This window comes from Helicobacter pylori SA221C (assembly GCF_000476855.1).
Lineage (GTDB): Bacteria > Campylobacterota > Campylobacteria > Campylobacterales > Helicobacteraceae > Helicobacter > Helicobacter pylori_DK.
The window spans coordinates 138,125-152,298 of sequence record NZ_CBPT010000001.1 but is presented as its reverse complement, the minus strand read 5'-3'; the positions used below and the strand labels follow the sequence as shown (position 1 = coordinate 152,298).

The 14,174-nt window shown below is 41.6% G+C and carries 17 protein-coding genes; all 17 read left to right on the top strand.

Annotation, left to right across the window (positions count from 1 at the left end):
* Positions 1 to 112: 112 nt before the first annotated feature.
* The 17 genes from rplU (at position 113) to QU01_RS00700 (ending at position 14,172) form a co-directional block, all read left to right on the top strand.
* Complete coding sequence (rplU, locus tag QU01_RS00780) at positions 113 to 427, top strand: 50S ribosomal protein L21 (RefSeq protein WP_000119318.1); 315 nt, start codon at positions 113 to 115, stop codon at positions 425 to 427.
* A gap of 14 nt (positions 428 to 441) precedes the next feature.
* A complete protein-coding gene (rpmA, locus tag QU01_RS00775; RefSeq protein ID WP_000940618.1) occupies positions 442 to 708 on the top strand; it encodes a 50S ribosomal protein L27 in 267 nt (88 codons plus the stop codon).
* Positions 709 to 824: 116 nt separating this feature from the next.
* Positions 825 to 2,474, top strand: coding sequence for an ABC transporter substrate-binding protein (locus tag QU01_RS00770; RefSeq protein ID WP_033761454.1), 1,650 nt, complete (start codon positions 825 to 827; stop codon positions 2,472 to 2,474).
* Between the two features lie 9 nt (positions 2,475 to 2,483).
* Positions 2,484 to 3,488 carry an ABC transporter permease gene (locus tag QU01_RS00765; RefSeq protein ID WP_000948024.1) on the top strand — a complete coding sequence of 335 codons (1,005 nt, stop codon included), beginning with the start codon at positions 2,484 to 2,486 and terminating at the stop codon, positions 3,486 to 3,488.
* A complete protein-coding gene (locus QU01_RS00760) occupies positions 3,488 to 4,345 on the top strand; it encodes an ABC transporter permease (RefSeq protein WP_033761450.1) in 858 nt (285 codons plus the stop codon). The genes QU01_RS00765 and QU01_RS00760 overlap by 1 nt, the downstream gene beginning before the upstream one ends.
* 11 nt (positions 4,346 to 4,356) lie before the next feature.
* Positions 4,357 to 5,220 carry an ABC transporter ATP-binding protein gene (locus QU01_RS00755; protein ID WP_050579749.1) on the top strand — a complete coding sequence of 288 codons (864 nt, stop codon included), beginning with the start codon at positions 4,357 to 4,359 and terminating at the stop codon, positions 5,218 to 5,220.
* Positions 5,217 to 6,023, top strand: coding sequence for an ABC transporter ATP-binding protein (locus QU01_RS00750; protein ID WP_000770471.1), 807 nt, complete (start codon positions 5,217 to 5,219; stop codon positions 6,021 to 6,023). Before QU01_RS00755 ends, QU01_RS00750 begins: the two co-directional genes overlap by 4 nt.
* Positions 6,024 to 6,041: 18 nt before the next feature.
* Positions 6,042 to 7,124 (top strand): GTPase ObgE, encoded by a 1,083-nt coding sequence (gene obgE, locus QU01_RS00745; protein WP_033761448.1) that lies wholly within the window; start codon positions 6,042 to 6,044, stop codon positions 7,122 to 7,124.
* Between the two features lie 41 nt (positions 7,125 to 7,165).
* Positions 7,166 to 8,161: an alginate lyase family protein gene (locus QU01_RS00740; protein WP_033761446.1), complete on the top strand. Its 996-nt coding sequence runs from the start codon at positions 7,166 to 7,168 to the stop codon at positions 8,159 to 8,161.
* Between the two features lie 239 nt (positions 8,162 to 8,400).
* Positions 8,401 to 8,955 carry a YceI family protein gene (locus QU01_RS00735; protein ID WP_000738960.1) on the top strand — a complete coding sequence of 185 codons (555 nt, stop codon included), beginning with the start codon at positions 8,401 to 8,403 and terminating at the stop codon, positions 8,953 to 8,955.
* Between the two features lie 9 nt (positions 8,956 to 8,964).
* Positions 8,965 to 10,257 (top strand): glutamate-1-semialdehyde 2,1-aminomutase, encoded by a 1,293-nt coding sequence (gene hemL / locus QU01_RS00730; RefSeq protein ID WP_033761444.1) that lies wholly within the window; start codon positions 8,965 to 8,967, stop codon positions 10,255 to 10,257.
* Positions 10,258 to 10,262: 5 nt separating this feature from the next.
* Positions 10,263 to 10,526 carry an AtpZ/AtpI family protein gene (locus QU01_RS00725; protein WP_031247036.1) on the top strand — a complete coding sequence of 88 codons (264 nt, stop codon included), beginning with the start codon at positions 10,263 to 10,265 and terminating at the stop codon, positions 10,524 to 10,526.
* Between the two features lie 15 nt (positions 10,527 to 10,541).
* Positions 10,542 to 10,943, top strand: coding sequence for a hypothetical protein (locus QU01_RS00720; protein ID WP_033761443.1), 402 nt, complete (start codon positions 10,542 to 10,544; stop codon positions 10,941 to 10,943).
* 83 nt (positions 10,944 to 11,026) lie between these two features.
* Positions 11,027 to 11,905, top strand: a complete 879-nt coding sequence (locus tag QU01_RS00715; RefSeq protein WP_033761441.1) for a carbon-nitrogen hydrolase family protein — start codon at positions 11,027 to 11,029, stop codon at positions 11,903 to 11,905.
* 12 nt (positions 11,906 to 11,917) lie between these two features.
* Positions 11,918 to 12,799 carry a polysaccharide deacetylase family protein gene (locus tag QU01_RS00710; RefSeq protein WP_033761438.1) on the top strand — a complete coding sequence of 294 codons (882 nt, stop codon included), beginning with the start codon at positions 11,918 to 11,920 and terminating at the stop codon, positions 12,797 to 12,799.
* A gap of 45 nt (positions 12,800 to 12,844) precedes the next feature.
* Positions 12,845 to 13,207: a hypothetical protein gene (locus QU01_RS00705; protein WP_033761435.1), complete on the top strand. Its 363-nt coding sequence runs from the start codon at positions 12,845 to 12,847 to the stop codon at positions 13,205 to 13,207.
* Complete coding sequence (locus QU01_RS00700; protein ID WP_033761432.1) at positions 13,207 to 14,172, top strand: CobW family GTP-binding protein; 966 nt, start codon at positions 13,207 to 13,209, stop codon at positions 14,170 to 14,172. Before QU01_RS00705 ends, QU01_RS00700 begins: the two co-directional genes overlap by 1 nt.
* Positions 14,173 to 14,174: the final 2 nt, after the last annotated feature.

Genomic DNA, 14,174 nt, shown 5'->3' with positions numbered 1-14,174 from the left:
AAAAAAATTCTTTTAATGTGAATTTAATCTCAATTTAAAGTTAAATTTTAGCAAATACTCACTATAATAAGCGTTTATTTTAAAAAGAGCGTTCAATTTTTAAGGAATAGAAATGTCATACGCAATATTCAAACATGGCGGTAAGCAATATAAAGTCGTTGAGGGCGATATTGTTTTACTGGATAAAATGGATAAAGAGCCTAAGGCTTTAGTGGAATTAGTGGAAGTGTTAGCCGTATCCAAAGAGGGCAAGCTCTCTTGCGGGAAACCCTTTGTGAATGGGGCTAAAATTGAAGCGGAAGTGATCAATGAAGGGCGCGGCAAAAAAGTCATCACTTTCAAAAAACGCCGCCGAAAAGACAGCAAAACCAAGCGTGGTTTTAGAAGAGATTTCACTCGTGTGAGAATCACTAAAATTGTAGCATAAAGGAGTATTAAACAATGGCACACAAGAAAGGTCAAGGGAGCACGCAGAATAACAGAGATTCTGCAGGAAGACGCTTAGGCGTGAAAAAATTTGGCTCAGAATTTGTGAGAGCAGGGAATATTATCGTGCGCCAAAGAGGCACTAAAATGCATCCGGGTAATAATGTGGGCATGGGGAAAGACCATACCTTATACGCGCTCATAGATGGCGTTGTGAAGTTTGAGCATAAAGACAGAAACCGCAAAAAAGTTTCTGTGGTTAGTCAAAATTTTGGGGAATAGGGTAACCTTTAAAGGTTAATTAAACCTTTGGGTGTTTGTTAAACGCCTATAAACGCAATAAAATATTTATAATTTAGATCTCTATCCTTTATAGAATTTGTTGTGGAGACTGGCTTATGAATAATGTTTTTGTTAAGGGTTTGTTTTTTTTTCTTTTATTGTTTGGGTCTTTTTTGAAAGCTTCAGAAAGCCCAAACGCCACTCTTAATCCATCTAAAGAAAATGTTTCTGTTGAAGAGCAAAAGCGTTTTGGAGGCGTTTTAGTTTTTGCAAGAGGCGCTGATGGATCGAGCATGGATCCGGCCTTAGTAACTGATGGCGAAAGCTATGTGGCAACGGGCAATATTTATGACACGCTCGTGCAATTCAAATACGGCACCACAGAAATTGAACCAGCCTTAGCGACAAGCTGGGACATATCCCCAGATGGTCTTGTATATACCTTTCATTTACGCAAAGGGGTTTATTTCCACCAGACGAAGTATTGGAATAAAAAAGTGGAGTTTAGCGCTAAAGACGTGCTGTTTTCGTTTGAGCGCCAGATGGATAAGGCTAAACGATACTACAGCCCGGGGGCTAAAAGCTATAAGTATTGGGAAGGCATGGGCATGTCTCATATTATTAAGAGCATTGAAGCTTTAGATGATTACACAATTAAATTCACGCTTAATGGGCCAGAAGCTCCGTTTTTAGCTAATTTAGGCATGGACTTTTTGAGTATTTTGAGCAAAGATTACGCTGATTATTTAGAACAAAACAATAAAAAAGACGAGTTGGCTAAAAAACCTATTGGGACAGGGCCTTTCAAATTCTTTTTGTGGAATAAAGATGAAAAAATCATTCTTTTAAAAAATCAGGATTATTGGGGGCCTAAAGCTTATTTAGATAAGGTGGTGGTGCGCACCATTCCTAATTCTTCCACTCGCGCCTTGGCGTTAAGAACTGGCGAAATCATGCTCATGACCGGGCCTAACCTTAATGAAGTGGAGCAGTTAGAAAAACTTCCTAATGTAGTGGTGGATAAAAGCCCTGGGTTGTTGGCGAGTTGGCTTTCATTGAACACGCAAAAAAAGTATTTTAACAACCCTTTGGTGCGTTTGGCTATCAATCATGCGATTAATGTGGATGATTACATTAAGGTGATTTATGAAGGCTTTGCTCAAAAAATGGTCAATCCTTTCCCGCCCACTATATGGGGTTATAATTATCATATCAAACCTTATGAATACGATTTGAAAAAAGCTAAGGAATTGTTGAAACAAGCAGGCTATCCTAACGGCTTTAAAACCACTATTTTTACCACTTCCACTCGTAACCCAAAGGGAGCGGTGTTCATACAAGCGAGCCTGGCTAAAATTGGCATTGATGTGAAAATTGAAGTGTATGAGTGGGGGGCTTATTTGAAAAGAACGGGCTTGGGCGAGCATGAAATGGCGTTTGCAGGCTGGATGGCAGACATTGCAGATCCGGATAATTTTTTATACACCTTATGGAGCAAGCAAGCGGCTTTAGCCATACCCACTCAAAATGGTTCTTTTTATAAAAGCGATGCTTTTTCCGATATTCTTTTAAAGGCTAAACGGGTTTCTGATCAAAAAGAGCGAGAAGCCCTCTATTTAAAGGCTCAAGAAATCATCCACAAAGACATTCCCTATGTCCCTTTAGCCTATCCTTATTCGGTAGTGCCGCATTTGTCTAAGGTTAAAGGCTATAAAACGACAGGGGTGAGCGTGAATCGCTTCTTTAAAGTGTATTTAGAAAAATAAAGGGGTTGTATGCTGAGTTTTATCATCAAGCGCATTTTGTGGGCGATTCCCACGCTGTTTGGAGTGAGCGTTATTGTGTTTATGATGGTGCATCTAGTACCAGGAGATCCGGCGTTAGTGATTTTGGGCGAAAAGGCCAATCAAGCCGCTATTGACGCTTTAAGGGAGCAATTTGGATTGAATAAGCCTTTGATAGAGCAGTATTTTTTCTTTATCAATAACGTGTTGCATGGCAATTTTGGCACTTCTATCATGACTGGTGAGCCTGTGATGCATGAGTTTTGGCAACGCTTCCCGGCTACGGTGGAATTGGCTTTGATCGCTTTGTTTATGGCTCTTGTTTTGGGTATTAGCGTTGGCGTGTTGGCTGCGATCAAACGCTATAGCGTGTTTGATTATTCCAGCATGACTTTCGCTTTAGCCGGGATTTCTATGCCGGTGTTTTGGCTAGGGCTCATGCTGATTTATATCTTTAGCGTGCAATTGGGGTGGTTGCCTGTTTTTGGGCGTTTGAGCGATGTGTATTATTTAGATGGCCCCACAGGTCTTTATTTGATAGACAGCTTGATCGCAGGAGATTATGGGGCGTTTGTGGATACGATCAAGCACTTGATTTTGCCTAGCATTGTGTTAGCCACGGTTTCTACCGCTGTTATTGCCAGAATGACTCGCGCGAGCATGGCAGAAGTGTCTAAAGAAGATTATGTGCGCACTGCTAAAGCTAAGGGGTGTAGCTCCTTTAGGGTGATTTTTGTGCACACTTTGCGTAACGCTTTAATCCCTGTAACGACTATCGCAGGCTTGATGCTGGCCGGGCTTTTAGGGGGGAGCATGATAACTGAAACGGTTTTCTCATGGCCTGGGATTGGCAAGTGGATCGTTAATGCGCTCAACCAGCGCGATTTCCCGATTATCCAGTCCATGTCTTTGATTATTGCCATGATGTATATTGGGGCTAATCTCTTGGTGGATATTTTATACGCTTTTATTGATCCTAGAATAAGGTTGTCATAATGGAGTCTTTTAGAGAGTTTATCCAACAATTCAAAAAAAATAAGGCGGCGGTCGTTGGGGCATGGATTGTGCTTTTATTGGTGGTTTGCGCGATTTTTGCACCCCTTTTAGCCCCGCATGATCCTTATGTCCAAAACGCGCAAGATCGCCTTTTAAAGCCTATATGGGAGCATGGGGGGAATGCTAAATACCTTTTAGGCACCGATGATTTGGGGCGCGATATTTTGAGCCGCTTGATCTATGGGGCCAGGATTTCTTTAACCATAGGGATTGTTTCTATGGGGATTGCGGTCTTTTTTGGAACGATGTTAGGGCTAATAGCGGGGTATTTTGGAGGGAAAACAGATGCAATTATCATGCGTATCATGGACATCATGTTCGCTTTGCCCTCTATTTTATTGATCGTGATTGTGGTTGCTGTGTTAGGGCCTTCACTCACTAACGCCATGCTCGCTATTGGGTTTGTGGGGATTCCTGGGTTTGCACGATTGGTGCGCAGTTCTGTGCTGGGCGAAAAAGAAAAAGAATACGTGATCGCTTCTAAAATCAATGGTTCTTCGCATCTTCGTTTGATGTGTAAGGTGATCTTCCCTAATTGCATTATCCCTTTAATCGTGCAAACGACAATGGGTTTTGCTTCCACGGTTTTAGAAGCGGCTGCGCTGAGCTTCTTAGGTCTTGGGGCCCAACCTCCCAAACCTGAATGGGGAGCGATGCTGATGAACTCCATGCAATATATCGCTACCGCTCCTTGGATGCTTGTTTTCCCTGGGGTGATGATTTTTTTAACGGTTATGAGTTTTAATCTGGTAGGCGATGGCATCATGGACGCTTTAGATCCTAAACGGGCCTCTTAAAAGGAGCTTGCATGATTTTAGAAGTTAAAGATTTAAAAACTTATTTTTTCACCGATAAGGGCGTGAATAAAGCAGTAGATGGCGTGAGTTTTGGCTTGAAAAAGTCTCAAACGCTCTGCATTGTGGGGGAGAGCGGGAGCGGGAAAAGCATCACTTCGCTTTCTATTTTGGGGTTGATTGAAAAACCCGGTCAAATTGTGGGAGGGAGCATTCAATTTTTAGGGCAGGATTTGTTGCAACTCAAAGAAAAGCAAATGCAAAAAGAAATCAGAGGTAAAAAAATTGGCATGATCTTTCAAGAGCCTATGACGAGCCTAAACCCTTCCTACACCGTGGGTTTTCAAATCAATGAAGTGTTGAAAATCCACCACCCTAACCTCAATAAAAAAGAACGCTTAGAAAGGGTGGTCTATGAATTAGAGCGCGTAGGCATTCCCCATGCAGGGGATAAATACCACGAATACCCTTTCAATCTCAGCGGAGGGCAGCGCCAAAGGGTGATGATCGCTATGGCTATGGTGTGTGAGCCTGAAATCTTGATCGCTGATGAGCCGACGACAGCGTTAGATGTAACCATTCAAGCGCAGATTTTAGAATTGATGAAAGAGTTGCAGCAAAAAAAAGGCACTTCTATTTTGTTTATCACCCATGATTTAGGCGTGGTGGCGCAAATCGCTGATGAAGTGGTGGTGATGTATAAAGGGCATGTGGTGGAGCAAGCGAGCGCGAAAGATCTTTTTGCTGATCCAAGACACCCTTATACGAAAGCTCTTTTGAGCGCGATCCCTAAACCGGGCAAAGAATACCGCAAAAAACGCTTAGAAACCGTGGATGAAAATATAGATTATTTGAGTTTTCCAAAGGAGTTACGATGAAGCTCTTAGAAATTAAAGAATTGAAAAAATCCTATGCGATAGACAGGGGGTTATTCAAGCCTAAAAGAGTGATCCATGCGCTCAATGGGATCAGTTTTGAAGTGGAACAAAATGAAGTTTTAAGCATCGTGGGGGAGAGCGGTTGCGGAAAAAGCACGACAGCCAAAATTTTAGCTGGGATTGAAAGGCAAGATAGCGGGGCGATTTATTTCAATGGTAAGCGCCATTTGCATTTTAGCAAACAGGATTGGTTTGATTACCGCAAAAAGGTGCAAATGATTTTTCAAGACCCTTATTCTAGCCTAAACCCTCGGTGGAAAGTGGGCGAGATCATCGCTGAACCCTTGCTTTTAAATTCTCATTTTTCAAAAAAAGAAATCAAAACAAAAGTGCTAGAGATCATGCAAAAAGTGGGCTTGAAATTAGAATGGATCGATCGTTACCCCCACCAGTTTTCAGGCGGTCAAAGGCAACGAATCGGCATTGCTAGGGCGCTCATTTTGCATCCTAGCGTGGTGATTTGCGATGAGCCTGTGTCTGCGTTAGACGTGTCCATTCAAGCGCAAGTGTTGAATTTGCTCTTGGATTTGCAAAAAGAAATGGGGCTGACTTATATTTTTATCAGCCATGATTTAGGGGTGGTGGAGCATATTAGCGATAAAATCATCGTGATGAATCAAGGGCAAATCGTAGAAACTGGGGATGTGGATAGCGTAATAAGCGCTCCAAAGCACCCTTATACGCAGAAATTACTCAATGCGGTGCCGCATTTGGAAAAATCCATGCAAAGATTTGCTGAATAAAAGAAAGGGTATTAAGCTGTGTTTGTAGATAGCGTGGAAATCATCATCGCTTCGGGTAAGGGGGGGCCTGGAATGGTGAGTTTTAGGCGAGAAAAGTTTGTCATCAAAGGAGGCCCTGATGGGGGCGATGGAGGCGATGGAGGCGATGTGTATTTTGAAGTGGATAACAATACCGACACTTTAGCGAATTTTAGAGGCACTAAACACCATAAGGCTAAAAACGGGGCTCCAGGAGGCACACGAAATTGCGCGGGCAAAAAGGGCGAAGACAAAATTATTGTCGTGCCGCCAGGAACGCAAGTTTTTGTAGGTGATAAGTTGTGGCTTGATTTGATCACGCCTAAAGAAAGGGTGTTAGCCTTAAAAGGAGGTAAGGGAGGGTTAGGGAATGCGCATTTTAAAAGCGCGACTAAACAACAACCCACTTACGCGCAAAAAGGCTTGGAGGGGGTTGAAAAATGCGTGCGTTTGGAATTAAAGCTCATCGCTGATATAGGGTTAGTGGGCTTCCCTAATGCGGGTAAATCCACGCTCATTTCCACCATCTCTAACGCTAAGCCCAAAATCGCTAACTATGAATTTACGACTCTAGTGCCTAATTTAGGGGTTGTGAGCGTAGATGAAAAAAGCGAATTTCTAATGGCTGATATTCCTGGCATTATTGAAGGGGCTAGTCAGGGAAAAGGCTTAGGGATTAGCTTTTTAAAGCATATTGAACGCACCAAAGTTCTAGCCTTTGTTTTAGACGCTTCTAGGTTGGATTTGGGCATTAAAGAGCAATACCAACGCTTGAGATTGGAGCTGGAAAAATTTTCACCTGCTTTAGCCAATAAGCCTTTTGGGGTGTTGCTCAATAAATGCGATGTTGTAGAAAACATTGATGAGATGACTAAGGATTTTTGCGCCTTTTTAAATTTAGAAGTGCAAAAATTAGAGGCGTTTGATTTAGAGCCGTATTTAGGGTTTTTGCACCCCCATTTAACCAACGATTTTGAAAATAACCCTAATGAAAAATCAGCGCTCTTTGTCTTACCTCTTTCAGCGGTTAGCGCTCTTAATACGCATGCACTTAAATTTGTGTTGTTAAAAGCGTTACCCTAAAACGCTATTTTTAAACCAATCCATTAAAATAAAGGCGTGGAATGAAACGATTTGTTTTATTTTTATCACTCGTGGGTGTTTGCGTTTGCGTTCAAGCTTACGCCGAGCAAGATTATTTTTTTAGGGATTTTAAATCCACAGACTTGCCTCAAAAACTCCATCTTGATAAAAAGCTCTCCCAAACAATACAGCCATGCGCGCAACTTAACGCATCAAAACACTACACTTCTGCTGGGGTTAGAGAGCCTGATGCCTGCACAAAGAGTTTTAAAAAATCCGCTCTCATGTCTTATGACTTAGCGCTAGGCTACTTAGTGAGTAAAAACAAACCATACGGCTTAAAAGTTATAGAAATTTTAAACGCTTGGGCTAAAGAGCTTCAAAGCGTAGACACTTATCAGAGCGAGGATAATATCAATTTTTACATGCCTTATATGAACATGGCTTATTGGTTTGTCAAAAAGGCGTTTCCTAGCCCAGAATATGAAGATTTCATTAAGCGGATGCGCCAGTATTCTCAATCAGCTCTTAACACTAACCATGGGGCGTGGGGCATTCTTTTTGATGTGAGTTCTGCGCTAGCGTTAGATGATCATGCCCTTTTGCACAATAGCGCTAATCGGTGGCAGGATTGGATATTTAAAGCCATAGATGAGAGTGGGGTTATTGCTAGCGCGATCACTAGGAGCGATACGAGCGATTATCATGGCGGCCCTACAAAGGGCATTAAGGGGATAGCTTATACCAATTTTGCGCTTCTTGCGCTAACCATATCAGGCGAATTGCTTTTTGAGAATGGGTATGATTTGTGGGGTAGTGGAGCCGGAAAAAGGCTCTCTGTAGCGTATAATAAAGTTGCAACATGGATTTTAAACCCTGAAACTTTCCCTTATTTCCAGCCTAACCTTATTGGGGTGCATAACAACGCCTATTTCATTATTTTGGCCAAGCATTATTCTAGCCCTAGCGCAAATGAGCTTTTAAAACAGGGCGATTTGCATGAAGATGGTTTCAGGCTGAAACTCCGATCGCCATGAATTTTTCTGTATTCAAGATGATAGCGATAGCCATGCGCTTTAATCTTTTTATGAATGGTTCAGAAAGTTTGGTTCAGTCAGCATTATTTACAAAAAGAGTTTAAAATAAACGCAATTGTATCTCTTGAGTTGTCTTTAGAGTGCAAATGATTATCAAAATGAATCGTTTTAGTTATAAGCGTGCTTGTTTACACTAAAATAATAAGCGTTATTGATAAGACCACATTAAAGGATAATGAATGAAAAAAATGGTTTTGGTATCGGTTTTACTAGCAGGGTTTTTGCAAGCGGTGAATTTGGATTTATCTTCGGCTAAGCTAACATGGACGGCCTTTAAAACTAAGGCTAAAACACCAGTAAATGGGAGTTTTGAAAGCATCACCTATAAATTGGGTAAATCTCAAGATAGCTTAAAAACCCTTTTAGAGGGAGCGAGTGCGAGCATGGATAGCTTGAAAGTCAATTTAGGCGATGACACTAAAAACAAAAATGTTAAAGAAGCTTTTTTCGCTCTTTTTAAAAACACTAACATTAAAGTAACCTTTAGAAATGTGATAGAAGGCGATCATGAAGGTTCTCTTACGGCTTATGTGAGGATGAATGAAAAGCTGGTAAAAGTGCCTATGCAATACACGATTGCTGGTGATAAGCTCGTGGTTAAAGGGGTCTTGGATTTATTGAATTTTGGCTTGAAAAACGAATTAGCGAGCTTGGCTAAACGATGCGAGAGTTTTCATGAGGGCTTGACTTGGTCGCAAGTGGAAATCCAATTTGAAAGCATGATTAAGGGATAATGTAAAATCATGGAGTTGTTGCACAGCATTAATGATTTTAATGAAGCTAAGCAGGTGATCGCTGGGGGGGTCAATTCGCCTGTGAGGGCGTTTAAGAGTGTTAAAGGCACTCCCCCCTTTATTTTAAAGGGTAAGGGGGCGTATCTTTATGATGTGGATAACAACCACTATATAGATTTTGTGCAAAGTTGGGGGCCTTTGATTTTTGGGCATGCTGATGAAGAAATTGAAGAAAATATTATTAATGCATTAAAAAAAGGCACTTCTTTTGGCGCTCCCACAGAATTAGAAACCACTTTAGCTAAGGAAATCATTTCTTGTTATGAAGGCTTAGATAAGGTGCGTTTAGTGAGTAGCGGCACGGAAGCGACCATGAGCGCGATACGACTCGCTAGAGCTTTTAGCCAAAAAGACGATTTGATCAAGTTTGAAGGGTGCTATCATGGGCATAGCGATTCGTTGTTAGTGAAAGCGGGTAGCGGGTGTGCCACTTTTGGATCGCCTTCTTCTTTAGGCGTGCCGAACGATTTTAGCAAACACACTCTAGTGGCCCGTTATAACGATTTAAACTCCACAGAAGAATGCTTTAAAAAAGGCGATGTGGGTTGTGTCATCATTGAGCCCATTGCTGGGAATATGGGGTTAGTGCCGGCTCAAAAAGAGTTTTTACTAGGCTTAAAGGCTTTGTGTGAAAAATACCAAGCGGTGCTGATTTTAGATGAAGTGATGAGCGGGTTTAGAGCGAGTTTGAGCGGTTCGCAAGAATTTTATGGCGTGGTGCCGGATTTGGTAACCTTTGGTAAGGTGATAGGCGCTGGGCTTCCTTTGGCGTGTTTTGGAGGGCGTGCAGAAATTATGGACTTGCTTTCGCCCATTGGAGGCGTGTATCAAGCAGGCACTTTAAGCGGTAACCCCCTAGCGGTGTGCGCGGGGTTGAGTGCACTTTATAAAATCAAAAGAGACAAAACCCTTTATGCTCGCTTAAACGCTTTAGCTATTCGTTTGACTCAAGGTTTAAAAAAGAGCGCTCAAAGTTATAACATCGCTTTAGAGACGCTCAACAGAGGGAGCATGTTTGGCTTTTTCTTTAACGAAAATGCGGTGTGCGATTTTGATGACGCTTTAAAAAGCGATACAGAAATGTTTGCGAAATTCCACCAAAAAATGCTCTTTAAAGGCGTGTATTTGGCATGTTCAAGCTTTGAAACCGGCTTTATTTGTGAGCCTATGACTGAAGAGATGATTGATTTAGCGGTTGCAAAAGCTGATGAAAGTTTTGATGAAATCATAAAAGGTGTGTGAATTTTTTGAAAAAGCCAAAGTATTATAAATTCATAGAGGGGGCGAATTATTTGAGCTTGGGGCTTTCTATGGTGGTAGCGATCCTTATGGGCGTGGCTATAGGCTATGGGCTTGAAAAGCTCACTCATGTTTCGTGGCTTTTTTGGCTTGGGGTTATCTGGGGCGTGTTAGCGAGCTTTCTCAATGTCTATAAAGCTTATAAAAACATGCAAAAAGACTATGAAGAATTAGCCAAAGACCCTAAATACACACAAAATAAAACAAAATAAATCCAATCAAATCCCATGTGCCAAATCCAATGCTTGCTTATTTTACTTTTTATCAATATAGTTAGCGCGATTATCGTTTATTTTTTCCAAGCATTTCAAGGGGTTTTGAATTTTGAGGGGGGGTTTTTAGGGTTTTTTATCGTGGCGTTGTCTTCGTATTACGGCGTTAAAAAGCGTTTGGATTTAAGGAAACAAAATGGAGAAAAAGAAGAAAAGCAAAAATTCCAAAAATTCGCCCTGGGCTTGGAAATGTCTTTCAATGTGTGGCGTTTAGGGGGGTATGGGGTTTTACTAGGCATTTTAGGAGCGCTTTTATTCTCGCATCTTTTTAACGGATTGTCGTTTCTTATCGGCGTGTTTGTGAGCTCACTCTCTAGCGCGTTATTACGATTTTTAAACAATAATGGTAAGTTTTGACACAAATGCATGTGGATTTTAACCCCTTTAACCCTCTTTTAATTTTTAATCCTATACAATAAAAACAAAAATGGGAGTGGATCTTGAAAACAAAAAATCCCGCTAAAAGAATCCTAAAAACCGCCGTGATTCAAATGCAATCCAAACCCTACGCCTTAAATGAAAACTTGCAATTAGCGCTCAATCTGGCCAAAGAAGCCCACAACAAAGGTGCGAATCTCATTGTTTTACCGGAATTGTTTGATAGCGGTTATTGCGTGAATGATAAAGATGCAGAGTTTGGGATAGATTTTAAAGCGATAGAGCATGGCGAGCTAAAAAACGAGTCGTTGAGCGCGTTAAGCGATTTTGCAAAGTCTAATAAAGTGCATTTAGTGGCGTGTAGCATTGAAAAAACGGATAAAAAACTCTACGACAGTGCTTATATCATTCCACCAAAAGGAAAAATCGTTGGAAAACACCGCAAGATTTATTTGTGGGGCGATGAAAAATCGCGCTTCAAAAGGGGTAAAAAATACGAGGTTTTTACGCTGGATTTTGGGGATTTTAGCGCGAAAGTGGGTTTGCAAATTTGCTATGAAATCGGCTTTGGCGTAGGTGCGAATCTGCTTGCGTTACAAGGAGCAGAGGTTTTAATCTATCCTAGTGCGTTTGGTAAAGCTAGGGCTTATAATTGGGATTTATTGAGCAAAGCTAGAGCGTTAGAAAATGGCTGTTTTGTGTGCGCGTGCAATCATAGTGGGGAAGAAACTAACGCTCAATTAAAACAAACGCTAGAATTTGCCGGCGATTCAAGAATCATCGCGCCCAATGGGAAAATCATCGTGCAAGCCACTAAACTCAATGAGATCATTATCGCTGAAATGGATTTGAACGAAGCGGCACTGCAACGCCAAAAAATCCCTTATTTACAAGATTTTGACACCAAACTCACCAAAAAGGGGTTTGGAAAACTCACTTAAAAAGGAGCGATTATGGCAAAAGAAATTTTAGTGGCTTATGGTGTGGATATTGATGCGGTGGCTGGTTGGCTAGGGAGCTATGGTGGGGAGGATTCGCCTGATGATATTTCGCGCGGGCTTTTTGCGGGTGAAGTGGGGATCCCACGGCTTTTGAAATTGTTTAAAAAATACCATCTCCCTGCGACTTGGTTTGCGCCGGGGCATTCTATTGAAACTTTCCCTGAACAAATGAAAATGATCGTGGATGCAGGGCATGAAGTGGGCGCGCATGGGTATTCGCATGAAAACCCTATCGCTATGACGGCCAAGCAAGAAGAAGATGTTTTGTTAAAAAGCGTTGAATTGATTAAAGATCTCACCGGCAAAGCCCCCACAGGCTATGTGGCACCGTGGTGGGAGTTTTCTAATATCACTAATGAATTGCTTTTAAAACACGGCTTCAAATACGACCACTCGCTCATGCACAATGATTTTACGCCCTATTTCGTGCGCGTGGGGGATAGTTGGAGCAAGATTGATTATAGTTTGGAAGCCAAGGATTGGATGAAGCCTTTAATCCGTGGGGTGGAAACAAATTTAGTGGAAATCCCTGCGAATTGGTATTTGGACGATTTACCGCCGATGATGTTTATCAAAAAATCCCCCAATAGCTTTGGTTTTGTAAGTCCGCACGATATAGGGCAAATGTGGATCGATCAATTTGATTGGGTTTATCGTGAGATGGATTATGCGGTGTTTAGCATGACAATCCACCCTGATGTGAGCGCCCGTCCGCAAGTGTTGCTCATGCATGAAAAAATCATTGAGCATATCAACAAACACGAGGGCGTGCGTTGGGTAACATTCAATGAAATCGCTGATGATTTCTTAAAACGAAGCCCTAGAAAAAAATAGCGATAACGCCAAAGGGTTTTTGGCGTTTGATTAAAAGGTTGAAAGATGTGCGTTTTATGCGGAGAGCTTATCAGTTCTTTTCATTGGAGTGATGAAAATTATGGGAGCGATGAAAATTTGAAAGAGCCAAATGCGCTTATTAGCGCGAATGAAAACGCTAGAGAACGCAAAAGAGCACGGCTCAAACGAGTGGGATTGCTCAATCAAATCCTAGCGTTTTATGGGCTAAAAATTAATGATTGGCAAGGCGCGAAGTTTGTGCTGTGCGATAAAAAAGGGCAGAGCGTGATCGTGAATGATTTAGGCGATTTGTGGGGTAAGGCACAAAACTTAGCCAAAAAAAAGATGGACGCGCTAGATTCTAATTTATTAGCGTTTTTAAACCAACAGACACACGCCACTCACTGATGCCCAAAATCCCTATCACGCTCATCACCGGTTTTTTAGGCAGCGGTAAAACGAGTTTTTTGAGCGAATATTTAAACCAAATAGATCACCAAGGCGTCGCTCTTATCATTAATGAAATCGGTCAAGCCGCTTTGGATCAGCGCATCTTAAGCGTTCAATATTGCGGTGAAAAAATGCTCTATCTTAACGCAGGGTGCGTGTGTTGCAACAAACGCTTAGATTTAGTGGAGTCTCTAAAAACCACGCTCAACAACTATGAATGGTGCGGCGAAATTCTAAGGCGCATCATCATTGAAACCACCGGTTTAGCCAATCCGGCGCCGATTTTATGGACGATTTTGAGCGACACTTTTTTAGGGGCGCATTTTGAGATTCAAAGCGTGGTGGTTTGCGTGGATGTTTTGAATGCTAGAGAGCACTTAACCAACAATGAAGCTAAAGAGCAAATCGTTTTTGCTGATAGCGTTTTATTGACCAAAACGGATTTGCAAAACGACAGCGTGGCTTTAATCAAATTAAAAGAGCGCTTGTGGGCCATTAACCCTAGTGCGGAAATTTTTGACAAGAAAAGTATAGATTACGAAAGCTTTTTTTCACGCAACAATATGGCGCGAAATTTTATGCCAAGAATGCCAAAAGATTCGCACTCGCAAGGTTTTGAAACTTTAAGCATTGCTTTTGAAGGGGCGATGGAATGGAGCGCGTTTGGGATTTGGCTGAGTTTGTTATTGCATCAATACGGCACACAGATTTTACGCATCAAGGGGATTATTGACATTGGAAGCGATCTTTTGGTGAGTATTAACGGCGTGATGCATGTCATTTACCCGCCTAAACATATTTTAAAGGATCAAAACGGCTCTAATCTCGTTTTTATCATGCGCCATTTAGAGCGTGAAAAAGTCTTAAATTCCTTAAAGGGTTTTAAGGATTTTCTCGGCATCAAGGGTTTTGAAACGCAATAATT

Bases quoted from the DNA above. Each gene is read 5' to 3' on its own strand.
- rplU (WP_000119318.1), top strand. From the start codon at position 113: ATGTCATACGCAATATTCAAACATGGCGGTAAGCAATATAAAGTCGTT.
- rpmA (WP_000940618.1), top strand. From the start codon at position 442: ATGGCACACAAGAAAGGTCAAGGGAGCACGCAGAATAACAGAGATTCT.
- QU01_RS00770 (WP_033761454.1), top strand. From the start codon at position 825: ATGAATAATGTTTTTGTTAAGGGTTTGTTTTTTTTTCTTTTATTGTTT.
- QU01_RS00765 (WP_000948024.1), top strand. From the start codon at position 2,484: ATGCTGAGTTTTATCATCAAGCGCATTTTGTGGGCGATTCCCACGCTG.
- QU01_RS00760 (WP_033761450.1), top strand. From the start codon at position 3,488: ATGGAGTCTTTTAGAGAGTTTATCCAACAATTCAAAAAAAATAAGGCG.
- QU01_RS00755 (WP_050579749.1), top strand. From the start codon at position 4,357: ATGATTTTAGAAGTTAAAGATTTAAAAACTTATTTTTTCACCGATAAG.
- QU01_RS00750 (WP_000770471.1), top strand. From the start codon at position 5,217: ATGAAGCTCTTAGAAATTAAAGAATTGAAAAAATCCTATGCGATAGAC.
- QU01_RS00740 (WP_033761446.1), top strand. From the start codon at position 7,166: ATGAAACGATTTGTTTTATTTTTATCACTCGTGGGTGTTTGCGTTTGC.
- QU01_RS00735 (WP_000738960.1), top strand. From the start codon at position 8,401: ATGAAAAAAATGGTTTTGGTATCGGTTTTACTAGCAGGGTTTTTGCAA.
- hemL (WP_033761444.1), top strand. From the start codon at position 8,965: ATGGAGTTGTTGCACAGCATTAATGATTTTAATGAAGCTAAGCAGGTG.
- QU01_RS00720 (WP_033761443.1), top strand. From the start codon at position 10,542: ATGTGCCAAATCCAATGCTTGCTTATTTTACTTTTTATCAATATAGTT.
- QU01_RS00710 (WP_033761438.1), top strand. From the start codon at position 11,918: ATGGCAAAAGAAATTTTAGTGGCTTATGGTGTGGATATTGATGCGGTG.
- QU01_RS00705 (WP_033761435.1), top strand. From the start codon at position 12,845: ATGTGCGTTTTATGCGGAGAGCTTATCAGTTCTTTTCATTGGAGTGAT.
- QU01_RS00700 (WP_033761432.1), top strand. From the start codon at position 13,207: ATGCCCAAAATCCCTATCACGCTCATCACCGGTTTTTTAGGCAGCGGT.